The organism is Pseudodesulfovibrio tunisiensis, from assembly GCF_022809775.1.
GTDB classification, from domain to species: Bacteria; Desulfobacterota; Desulfovibrionia; order Desulfovibrionales; family Desulfovibrionaceae; genus Pseudodesulfovibrio; species Pseudodesulfovibrio tunisiensis.
Genome location: NZ_CP094380.1, coordinates 3,598,565 through 3,609,901 on the forward strand (window position 1 = coordinate 3,598,565; position 11,337 = coordinate 3,609,901).

11 protein-coding genes are annotated in these 11,337 nt (G+C 50.4%); 4 read left to right on the top strand and 7 right to left on the bottom strand.

All coding sequences use genetic code 11. From position 1 onward, the window contains the following. Window positions 1-7: 7 nt before the first annotated feature. Both MPN23_RS16955 and MPN23_RS16960 read right to left on the bottom strand, forming a co-directional pair. Window positions 8-727: an urease accessory protein UreH domain-containing protein gene (locus MPN23_RS16955; protein WP_243545417.1), complete on the bottom strand. Its 720-nt coding sequence runs from the start codon at window positions 725-727 to the stop codon at window positions 8-10. An 85-nt stretch (window positions 728-812) separates the two neighbouring features. After that, window positions 813-1,043: a hypothetical protein gene (locus MPN23_RS16960; RefSeq protein ID WP_243545418.1), complete on the bottom strand. Its 231-nt coding sequence runs from the start codon at window positions 1,041-1,043 to the stop codon at window positions 813-815. A 165-nt stretch (window positions 1,044-1,208) separates the two neighbouring features. On the opposite strand from MPN23_RS16960, the gene MPN23_RS16965 reads away from it, so the two are divergent. Beyond that, a complete protein-coding gene (locus tag MPN23_RS16965; RefSeq protein ID WP_243545419.1) occupies window positions 1,209-1,856 on the top strand; it encodes a YkgJ family cysteine cluster protein in 648 nt (215 codons plus the stop codon). Window positions 1,857-1,889: 33 nt separating this feature from the next. On the opposite strand, the gene MPN23_RS16970 is transcribed toward MPN23_RS16965, so the two are convergent. Next, window positions 1,890-3,125: a pentapeptide repeat-containing protein gene (locus tag MPN23_RS16970; protein ID WP_243545420.1), complete on the bottom strand. Its 1,236-nt coding sequence runs from the start codon at window positions 3,123-3,125 to the stop codon at window positions 1,890-1,892. A 1,301-nt stretch (window positions 3,126-4,426) separates the two neighbouring features. Here MPN23_RS16970 and MPN23_RS16975 point away from each other — a divergent pair. Next, on the top strand, window positions 4,427-4,717 hold the full coding sequence (locus MPN23_RS16975) for a hypothetical protein (protein ID WP_243545421.1): 291 nt from the start codon (window positions 4,427-4,429) through the stop codon (window positions 4,715-4,717). 812 nt (window positions 4,718-5,529) lie between these two features. On the opposite strand, the gene MPN23_RS16980 is transcribed toward MPN23_RS16975, so the two are convergent. Further along, complete coding sequence (locus tag MPN23_RS16980) at window positions 5,530-5,967, bottom strand: pentapeptide repeat-containing protein (RefSeq protein ID WP_243545422.1); 438 nt, start codon at window positions 5,965-5,967, stop codon at window positions 5,530-5,532. Window positions 5,968-6,185: 218 nt separating this feature from the next. Next, a complete protein-coding gene (locus tag MPN23_RS16985) occupies window positions 6,186-6,530 on the bottom strand; it encodes a hypothetical protein (RefSeq protein ID WP_243545423.1) in 345 nt (114 codons plus the stop codon). Between the two features lie 778 nt (window positions 6,531-7,308). Between MPN23_RS16985 and MPN23_RS16990 the strand changes: the two genes are divergently transcribed. Next, the gene (locus tag MPN23_RS16990) at window positions 7,309-7,458 is read left to right on the top strand and encodes a hypothetical protein (protein ID WP_243545424.1); all 150 of its coding nucleotides are present in this window, start codon (window positions 7,309-7,311) and stop codon (window positions 7,456-7,458) included. A gap of 422 nt (window positions 7,459-7,880) precedes the next feature. On the opposite strand, the gene MPN23_RS16995 is transcribed toward MPN23_RS16990, so the two are convergent. Then, window positions 7,881-8,204, bottom strand: coding sequence for a hypothetical protein (locus MPN23_RS16995; RefSeq protein WP_243545425.1), 324 nt, complete (start codon window positions 8,202-8,204; stop codon window positions 7,881-7,883). An 857-nt stretch (window positions 8,205-9,061) separates the two neighbouring features. Between MPN23_RS16995 and MPN23_RS17000 the strand changes: the two genes are divergently transcribed. Then, window positions 9,062-9,349, top strand: a complete 288-nt coding sequence (locus MPN23_RS17000; protein ID WP_243545426.1) for a hypothetical protein — start codon at window positions 9,062-9,064, stop codon at window positions 9,347-9,349. Window positions 9,350-9,916: 567 nt separating this feature from the next. Here MPN23_RS17000 and MPN23_RS17005 read toward each other — a convergent pair. Next, entirely contained in the window at window positions 9,917-10,315 is a 399-nt protein-coding gene (locus tag MPN23_RS17005; protein WP_243545427.1) for a hypothetical protein, read from the bottom strand. Window positions 10,316-11,337 lie beyond the last annotated feature (1,022 nt).

An 11,337-nucleotide genomic window follows, 5' to 3' on the forward strand; every position in this document is an offset into this window, starting at 1 on the left:
CCTGCTATCAGGCAACGAAATCCGTGTACAGGGAATAGGTGCCGAACAGGATGGTCATGACGCCCACGGTGCGCATGATGGCCGGTTCGATCCACGGATGCTGCATCTTTCGCAGCAGCCCTGTTACCTTGTAGATGGCGAAGATGACGCCGCCGAGCGCCACGGCCGTGCCTGCGGCATAGATGGCAAAGACCGACATCGCCTTGGTCGCGCTGCCCGATTCGAGGGCATAGGAATACATGATGGCCACGGTGGGGCAGGGCACGATCATGTTCACGAACCCAAGTGTGCCGAGCCCCCACATGGTGGACCGTTTGGCTGTCGGACCGTGTACATGGCAGTCGCAACCATGCTCGCGATGATGGTGTTCGTGATCGTGATCCGTATGGTCATGCTCGTGGTCGTGACTGTGCAGGAGGTGCGGGCGGAAGATCAGTATGGCACCCAGCACGATGATGATGGCTGCGGTGAGCGTGTCCGTGATGTATCGGGCCTGCGGAGGCAGGGTGGCGGAGAGTGACCCCAGTGCAAAGCCGATGGCGAGGCAGCCCAGCGAGGTGCCGAGTATGAATGCGGAGGTCAGGCCGAACACGCGACGGCCGCTTTTGTCTCCGGCCACGAACGGAGCCAGAACCAGCCAGGAGTGCCCGCAGGGGTTCACGCCATGCACCAGCCCGAGTGTGAGCGATGATTGCAGGGCCACGAGGAACAGGGTGTCGGAAAACATTTGATCTCCTTATTGTTTGAAGATCAAAAAGAATTAGAATTGTGTATTTTGAATGTCAAGCTAAAATGCGGGCGCAACCGTTCGGTCACGGCTGGTCCCGGGTGCAGATGCGCAAGAGTTTGTCATACTTGCACCCGGTATGGATGGCCCATTTCAGACCGAACGGGGCCATGATGGTTGTGACAAAGGCCATGAGCACGAGGGCGGTGAACTGGACGATCATGGCGGGCAATTCGAACCGTTTGAGCCGTTCCGCCAGACACCAGCTTGTCGTCAGGATGAGAATCGCGTCGAAGATCAGTTTCTGGGTGATCATGACCGTTTTTTCCGTTACGGATTTTCCGATTTGTGCCACCCTGGGCCAAGCCGTGGAAGTGGGCAAGGGGTTTTCAATCCCGAAAGGGATATCCCGAATCACGTTTGACTAATCGTGGATATGTGTTCCAATGGAAGCAGGCCTGTAAAAGGCAAGGAGCTGAATATGGAACAGGAATCACGCATTTTCCTGACCCCGTCGGAAGCCGTTGAAGCCGTGTGCATCGATTTTTCCCAGTATGGGCCGCAGCCCGAACAGTTCGAGGAATTGTGCGCTGTTCTGGGTGTTTCCGTGCCTGAAGCTCCGTACGACAGCAGTACCGTGCGCAAGCTGTTGAAAGAAGCTGATCCCGATCCGGAAGCCTTGGCGCGGATATGTTCCGTGGTGTTTTGGTGCAAGGCGCATACGGGCACCGGGCCGGAAGGGCGGCTCGGCATATGGGTTCCCACGGGCATGCGGGACTTTGTCTGCATCCAGTGCGGCAGATGTTGTTCCGTGCTGGATTATCATCGGGATTGTACTGAAGAGGATGTGGCGCTGTGGCGCGAGCGCGGGCGTACCGACATTCTGGAATGGGTGGGGCGGAAGCCCGACGGTTCCTACCGCATCTGGGTCCGTCCGGGCACGGACCTGCTTGCCGAGACCTGCCCCTGGCTCACCACGCTCGAGGACGGTCGTCGCGTCTGTTCCATCCACGACTGCAAGCCGGAAATCTGTCGCCAGTATCCCGGCTCCCGCAAACACGCTGCCATGACCGGCTGCCCCACGGCCCTGCGCCTGAGGGAGGGAGAGGTATGCAACGTCGAGGCCTGATATCCGGCTGCGTTGCCTCTCCGGCACGGATGCCTATCTTCGGAATCGATTTCGCAGGGCAAAGGCAAACAGGGCGGCCTGAATGGTTATGAGGAGTTGCCACCCGGCCATTTCGAAAGATTTCAAGACAGAGGATGCGTTCGCAATATTCCGTTGCATCAAGGGAATGTATTCCCGCATGTCCCCCGGGAAGAAGTAAGGCAGTACCAAAAGCAGCAAAAGCCAGCACAATCCACGAACAGGCTTTTCCCCGAACCCGCTGGACACCTTGTACAGCCAAAGAACAAAACAGGTCAGGAACTCTGAAGCCTTGCCGCCAAGCCATCGCGATCCACTTCGTACGTCTTCCCACTGAAAATATTCCTGATCTTCGCCTTGCTCCTGCGTCCAAGGACAAAGCGACCAGTCCTTTGCTTCTCGCCACAGCAGTTTGAGCTGAGCCTCCTTCTCGGCAATATGCCACTTGGAAGCCTCATATTCATTGTTCTCCGCCTTGTACTTGGCCTTCATGCGCTGATAGAAATCGCGCGTAGGCTGAAGCAAATCTTTCTTACCTTCTGTACAAGCCTCGATGCAGCCATTTTTTTCCCATGGAGAGTTTATGAAATGAATGTTTGTAATATCATATTGATTTATAAAATCAATTGTTTTTGGATTACATCCAATAACATCAATACCACTATTTGAAATTATACAATTAAAAAAATGAAATTTACATTTACCATCATCTATTGATTCAAAATTAGACTTTCCCCCGAATACACAGTCTGTGAAATCAATACCGTATACAGCTTCAACACGGCTAAAAACAGAACGGTTATTAAACTTTATTGAATTAAAATATACATAATCTCTGAATTCTGTTTTCCCAAAATATGCTACACCATTGAATTTAGCCTCAGAGAGGCTAGCTCCTTGTGAAAAAATGGTTTCTTTAAACAACGCAAACCCACCAAAATCGACTTCGGAAAAATCAGCAAATCCTTCAAAACACGCAGAATTAAACCGAACCTTTGGAAACTGCCCGACCTGTTGAAATTTAATCTCTTGCGGAAAAACAACCCCGCTCAAATCACAAAAACGTCCAGATCCTTCAAAAAGCTTCGACTCTCGCAACCTCTCAAACACTCTCTTATTGAAATCGTCATTCGATATCCTTTTTTCATAGAGCGGTGCATGAAACACACAATACCCCTTGCCTTCCGGATCGGTGTAGACAACTTCCTGCGGGTCGGCCCATTCATATTCCGCGCATTTGCAACACGTCATTGAGAACTCCTGAGGATTTGTATCGACGGAGTGTATAACCTGTCGTCAATAGTCTCAAGAAATTGCAGATGGAAACACATTTTTCGTGGGCATCCCGCAGAGCAAAAAGGGCATACTGCGAGGAATGAAAAAACGAGGAAGGGCGAAGCAAAGCGGAAGGCAATCCTTCCAGCGTATTACCACTTTGTATTACCAAAAGAAAAACGGCTTGCAGTATATTACTGCAAGCCGTTCATTTTGTCTGAGGCAGGGTGGCGGAGAGTGACCCCAGTGCAAAGCCGATGGCGAACAGCCCAGTGCCGGTATGAATGCGGAGGTCAGGCCAGACACGCGACGACCCGCTTTGTCTCTCGACACGAACGGAGCCAGAACCAGCCAGGAGTGCCCGCGGGGTTCACGCCATGCACCAGCCAGTGTGAGCGATGATTGCAGGGCCACGAGGAACGAAGTGTCGGAAAACATTTTGATCTCCTTATTGTTTGAAGATCAAAAAGAATTAGAATTTGTGTATTTCGAATGGTGGAAGCTAAAATGCGGGCGCAACCGTTCGGTCGCGGCTGGTCCCGGGTGCAGATGCGCAAGAGTTTGTCATACTTGCACCCGGTATGGATAACCCATTTCCGACCGAGCGGGGCCATGATGGTTGTGACAAAGGCCATGAGCACGAGGGCGGTGAACTGGACGATCACGGCGGGCAATTCGAACCGTTAGACCGTTCCGCCAGACCCAGCTTGTCGTCAAGGATGAGAATCGCGTCGAAGATCGGTTTCTGGGTGATCATGACCGTTTTTTCCATTACAGTTTTTCCGATTGTGCCCACCTGGGCCAAGACCGTGGTGGGCAAAGAGTTTTCAATCCCGAAAGGGATATCCCGAATCACGTTTGACTAATCGTGGATATGTGTTCCAATGGAAGCAGGCCTGTAAAAGGCAAGGGCTGAATATGGAACAGGAATCACGCATTTTCCTGACCCCGTCGGAAGCCGTTAAAACCGTGTGCATCGATTTACCCCAGTATGGCCCCAGCCCGAACAGTTCGAGGAATTGTGCGCTGTTCTGGGTGTTTCCGTGCCTGAAGCTCCGTACGACAGCAGTACCTGCGCAAGCTTTAAGAAGCTGATCCCGATCCGGAAAACCTTGGCGCGGATATGTTCCGTGGTGTTTTGGTGCAAGGCGCATACGGCACCGGGCCGGAAGGGCGGCTCGGCATATGGGTTCCCACGGCATGCAGGACTTCTGTCTGCCCCCAGTGCGGCAGATGTTGTTCCGTGCTGGATTATCCTCGGGATTGTACTGAAGAGGATGTGGCGCAGCTGGCGCGAAGCGCTGCCGTACCGACCTTCCGGAGTGGGTGGGGCGGAAGCCCGACGGTTCCTACCCGCATCTGGGTCCGTCCGGGCACGGACCCTGCTTGCCGAGACACTGCCCCTGGCTACACCACGCTCGAAGGACGGTCGTCGCGTCTGTTCCATCCACGACTACAAGCCGGAAATCTGTCGCCAGTATCCCGGCTCCCGCAAACACGCTGCCATGACCGGCTGCCCCACGGCCCTGCGCCTGAGGGAGGGAGAGGTATGCAACGTCGAGGCCTGATATCCGGCTGCGTTGCCTCTCCGGCACGGATGCCTATCTTGGAATCGATTTCGCAGGGCAAAAGGCAAACAGGGCGGCCTGAATGGTTATGAGGAGTTGCCACCCCGCCATTTCAGATTCCAAGACAGAGGATGCGTTCGCAATATTCCGTTCCTCAAGGGAATGTATTCCCGCATATCCCCCGAGAAGAAATGGGGCAGTCCAAAAGCAGCCAAAAATGCCACACACAATCCACAAACAATTTTCCCCGACCCGCTGGACGCCTTGTACAGCCAATAACCAAAATCGTGGTCCAGAACTCTGAAGCCTTGCCGCCAAGCCATCGCGATCCACTTCTACGTCTCCTCCCGAAAATATTCCTGATCTTCCACTTGCTCCTGCGTCAGGACAAAGCGACCTCCTTTGCTTCTCGCCACAGCAGTTTGAGCTGAGCCTCCTTCTCGGCAATATACCTTGGAAACCTCATATTCATTGTTCTCCCGCCATGGTCTGGCCTTCGTACGCTGATAGAAATCGCGCGTAGGCTGAAGCAAATCTTTCTTACCTTCTGTATAAGCCTCGATGTATTTTTTATGGAAGTTTATGAAATGAATGTTTGTAATATCATATTGATTTATAAAATCAATTGTTTTGGATTACATCCAATAACATCAATACCACTATTTGAAATTATACAATAAAGAATGAAATTTACATTTTTACCATCATCTATTGATTCAAAATTAGACTTTCCCAGAATACACAGTCTCTGTGAAATCAATGCAAATAATACAGCTTCAACACGGCTAAAAACAGAACGGTTGTCGACTTTGTTAAGTTAAAATATACATAATCTCTAGTTCTGTTTTCCCAAAATATGCTACACCATTGAATTTAGCCTCAGAGAGGCTAGCTCCTTGTGAAAAAATGGTTTCTTTAAACAACGCAAACCCACCAAAATCGACTTCGGAAAAATCAGCAAATCCTTCAAAACACGCAGAATTAAACCGAACCTTTGGAAACTGCCCGACCTGTTGAAATTTAATCTCTTGCGGAAAAACAACCCCGCTCAAATCACAAAAACGTCCAGATCCTTCAAAAAGCTTCGACTCTCGCAACCTCTCAAACACTCTCTTATTGAAATCGTCATTCGATATCCTTTTTTCATAGAGCGGTGCATGAAACACACAATACCCCTTGCCTTCCGGATCGGTGTAGACAACTTCCTGCGGGTCGGCCCATTCATATTCCGCGCATTTGCAACACGTCATTGAGAACTCCTGAGGATTTGTATCGACGGAGTGTATAACCTGTCGTCAATAGTCTCAAGAAATTGCAGATGGAAACACATTTTTCGTGGGCATCCCGCAGAGCAAAAAGGGCATACTGCGAGGAATGAAAAAACGAGGAAGGGCGAAGCAAAGCGGAAGGCAATCCTTCCAGCGTATTACCACTTTGTATTACCAAAAGAAAAACGGCTTGCAGTATATTACTGCAAGCCGTTCATTTTGTCACCGTGTACATGGCAGTCGCAACCATGCTCGCGATGATGGTGTTCGTGATCGTGATCCGTATGGTCATGCTCGTGGTCGTGACTGTGCAGGAGGTGCGGGCGGAAGATCAGTATGGCACCCAGCACGATGATGATGGCTGCGGTGAGCGTGTCCGTGATGTATCGGGCCTGCGGAGGCAGGGTGGCGGAGAGTGACCCCAGTGCAAAGCCGATGGCGAAACGGCCAGCGAGGTGCCGAGTATGAATGCGGAGGTCAGGCCGAACACGCGACGGCACGCTTTTGTCCCCGGCCACGAACGGAGCCAGAACCAGCCGGAACACCCGCAGGAGAGTTCACCTATGCACCAGCCCGAGTGTGAGCGATGATTGCAGGGCCACTGAGGAACAGGGTGTCGGAAAACATTTGATCTCCTTATTGTTTGAAGATCAAAAATTAGATTGTGTATTTTTTGAATGTCAAGCTAAAAGCGGGCGCAACCGTTCGGTCACGGCTGGTCCCAGGTGCGATGCGCAAGAGTTTATTATACACACCCGGTATGGATGGCCCATTTCAGACCGAACGGGGCCATGATGGTTGTGACAAGGCCATGAGCACGAGGGCGGTGAACTGGACGATCATGGCGGGCAATTCGAACCGTTTGAGCCGTTCCGCCAGCCACCAACTTGTCGTCGGGATGAAAATCGCGTCGAAGATCCAGTTTCTGGGTGATCATGACCGTTTTTCCGTTACAGATTTTCATTTGTGCCACCCTGGGCCAAGCCGTGGAAGTGGGCAAGGGAATTTCAATCCCGAAAGGGATATCCCGAATCACGTTTGACTAATCGTGGATAGTGTTCCAATGGAAGCAGGCCTATAAAGGCAGAGGAGCTGAATATGGAACAGGAATACCCCCAATTTTCCTGACCCCGTCGGAAGCCGTTGAAGCCGTGTGCATCGATTTTTCCCAGTATGGGCCGCAGCCCGAACAGTTCGAGGTTGTGCGCTGTTCTGGGTGTTTCCGTGCCTGAAGCTCCATAAACAGCAGTACCGTGCGCAAGCTGTTGAAGAAGCTGATCCCGATCCGGAAGCCTTGGCGCGGATATGTTCCGTGGTGTTTTGGTGCAGACGCATACGGGCACCGGGCCGGAAGGGCGGCTCGGCATATGGGTTCCCACGGGCATGCGGGACTTTGTCTGCATCCAGTGCGGCAGATGTTGTTCCGTGCTGGATTATCATCGGGATTGTACTGAAGAGGATGTAGCGCTGTAGCGCGAACGCAGGCGTACCGACATTCTGGAATGGGTGGGGCGGAAGCCCGACGGTTCCTACCGCATCTGGGTCCGTCCGGGCACGGACCAGCGCCGAGACCTGCCCCTGGCTCACCACGCTCGAGGACGATCGTCGCGTCTTCCATCCACGACTGCAAGCCGGAAATCTGTCGCCAGTATCCCGGCTCCCGCAAACACACTGCCATGACCGGCTGCCCCACGGCCCTGCGCCTAGGGGGGAGAGGTATGCAACGTCGAGGCCTGATATCCGGCTGCGTTGCCTCTCCGGCACGGATGCCTATCTTCGGAATCGATTTCGCAGGGCAAAGGCAAACAGGGCGGCCTGAATGGTTATGAGGAGTTGCCACCCGGCCATTTCGAAAGATTTCAAGACAGAGGATGCGTTCGCAATATTCCGTTGCATCAAGGGAATGTATTCCCGCATGTCCCCCGGGAAGAAGTAGGCAGTACCAAAAGCAGCAAAAGCCAGCACAATCCACGAACGGGCTTTTCCCCGAACCCGCTGGACACCTTGTACAGCCAAAGAACAAAACAGGTCAGGAACTCTGAAGCCTTGCCGCCAAGCCATCGCGATCCACTTCGTACGTCTTCCCACTGAAAATATTCCTGATCTTCGCCTTGCTCCTGCGTCCAAGGACAAAGCGACCAGTCCTTTGCTTCTCGCCACAGCAGTACGAGCTGAGCCTCCTTCTCGGCAATATGCCACTTGGAAGCCTCCTTATTCATTGTCCTCCGCCTTGTACTTGGCCTTCATGCGCTGATAGAAATCGCGCGTAGGCTGAAGCAAATCTTTCTTACCTTCTGTACAAGCCTCGATGCAGCCATTTTTTTCCCATGGAAGTTTATGAAATGAATGTTTGTAATATCATATTGATTTATAAAATCAATTGTTTTTAGATTACATCCAATAACATCAATACCACTATTTGAAATTATACAATTAAAAAAAATAAATTTACATTTACAAAATCATCTATTGATTCAAAATTAGACTTTCCCCCGAATACACAGTCTGTAGAGCAATACCATATAAAGCTTCAACACAGCTAAAAACAGAACGGTTATTAAACTTTATTGAATTAAAATATACATAATCTCTGAATTCTGTTTTCCCAAAATATACTACACCATTGAATTTAGCCTCGAGAGGCTAGCTCCTTGTGAAAAAATGGTTTCTTTAAACAACGCAAACCCACCAAAATCGACTTCGGAAAAATCAGCAAATCCTTCCAAAACACGCAGAATTAAACCGAACCTTTGGAAACTGCCCGACCTGTTGAAATTTAATCTCTTGCGGAAAAACAACCCCGCTCAAATCACAAAAACGTCCAGATCCTTCAAAAAGCTTCGACTCTCGCAACCTCTCAAACACTCTCTTAGTGAAATCGTCATTCGATATCCTTTTTTTCATAGAGCGGTGCATGAAACACACAATACCCCTTGCCTTCCGGATCGGTGTAGACAACTTCCTGCGGGTCGGCCAAATTCATATTCCACGCATTTACGCACCACGTCATTGAGAACTCCTGAGGATTTGTATCGACGAATTGTATAACCTGTCGTCAATAATCTCGAAATTGCAGATGGAAACACACATTTTCGTGGGCATCCCGCAGAGCAAAAAGGGCATACTGCGAGGAATGAAAAAACGAGGAAAGGGCGAAGCAAAGCGGAAAGCAATCCTTCCAGCGTATTACCACTTTGTATTGCCAAAAGAAAAACGGCTTGCAGTATATTACTGCAAGCCGTTCATTTTGTACATCGATTTTACCAGTATCGGCCAGCCCGAACAGTCTGAGAAACGCGCTGATCTGGGTGTTTCCAAGCCTGAAGTCTGCACGACAGCAGTACCGCAGCGCGCAAGCTGTTGAATTGAAGCTGATCCCGATCCGGAAGCCTTTGGCGCGGATAGGTTCCGCGGTGTTTTGGTGCAAGGCGCATACGGGCACCGGGCCGGAAGCGGGCGGCTCGGCATAAGGGTTCCCACGGGCACGCAGACTTTGTCTGCATCCAGTGCGGCAGATGTTGTTCCGTGCTGGATTATCATCGGGATTATACTGAAGAGGATGGCGCTGTGGCGTGAGCGTGGGCGTACCGACATTCTGGAATGGGTGGGGCGGAAGCCCGACGGTTCCTACCGCATCTGGGTCCGTCCAGGCACGGACCTCTAGCACGAAGACCTCCCCTGCCTCACCACGCTCGAGGACGGTCGTCGCGTCTGTTCCATCCACGACTGCAAGCCGGGAAATCTGTCGCCAGTATCCCGGCTCCCGCAAAGGACGCTGCCATGACCGGCTGCCCCACGGCCCTGCGCCTGAGGGAGGGAGAGGTATGCAACGTCGAAGGCCTGATATCCGGCTGCGTTGCCTCCTCCGGCACGGATGCCTAACTTCGGAATCGATTTCGCTGGGCAAAGGCAAACAGGGCGGCCTGAATGGTTATGAATAGTTGCCACCCGGCCATTTCGAAAGATTTTCAAGACAGAGGATGCGTTCGCAATATTCGCTTGCATCAAGGGAATGTATTCCCGCATGTCCCCGGGAAGAAGTAAGGCAGCACCAAAAAGCAGCAAAAGCCAGCAAATCCACGAACAGTAGTTTTTCCCCGAACCCGCTGGACACCTTGTACAGCCAAAGAACAAAACAGGTCAGGAACTCTGAAGCCCTTGCCGCCAAGCCTTCACGATCCACTGTACGTCTTCCCCACTGAAAATATTCCTGATCTTCGCCGCTTGCTCCTGCGTCCAAGGACAAAGCGACCAGTCCTTTGCTTCTCGCCCAGCAGTTTGAGCTGAGCCTCCTTCTCGGCAATATGCCACTTGGAAGCCTCATATTCATTGTTCTCCGCCCTTGTACTTAGCCTTCATGCGCTGATAGAAATCGCGCGTAGGCTGAAGCAAATTTTCCTACCTTCTGTACAAGCCTCGATGCAGCCATTTTTTTCCACAAAGAGAGTTTATGAAATAATTGTTGGTAATATCATATTGATTTATAAGAATCAATTTTTTTGGATTACATCCAATAACATCAATACCACTATTTGAAATTATACAATTAAAAAAATGAAATTTACATTTACCATCATCTATTGATTCAAAATTAGACTTTCCCCCGAATACACAGTCTGTGAAATCAATACCGTATACAGCCTCAAACGGCTAAAAACAGAACGGTTATTAAACTTTATTGAATTAAAATATACATAATCTCTGAACCCTGTTTTCAAAATAACTACACCATTGAATTTAGCCTCGCAGAGGCTAACTCCTTATGAAAAAATGGTTTTAAACAACGTCAAACCCACCAAAATTCGACTTCGGAAAAATCAGCAAATCCTTCAAAACATGTGGCAGAATCGGGAACAGCACCTTAAAAACTGCCCGACCCTGTTTGAAATTTAATCTTTTGGAAAAACAACCCGCTCAAATCACAAAAACGTCCAGATCCTTCAAAAAAAGCTTCGACTCTCGTAACCTCTCCAAAACACTCTCTTATTGGAAATCGTCATTCGATATCCTTTTTCATAGAAAGCAAAAGCATGATACAATACCCCTTGCCTTCCGGATCTATGTAGGACAACTTCCTGCGGGTCGGCCCATTCATATTCCGCTGCATTTGCAACGTCATTGAGAACTCCTGGTTGTAACGACGGGAGTGTATAACCTGTCGTCAATAGTCCCAAGAAATTGCCGGAAACAATTTGCATGGGCATCCCGAGAGAAAAAGGAGCATACTGCGAGGAATGAAAAAAAGAAGGGAAGGGCGAAGCAAAGCAGAAGGCAATCCTTCCAGTATTACCACTATATATTACCAAAAGAAAAACAGCTTGCAGTATATTACTGCAAGCCGTTCATTTTGTC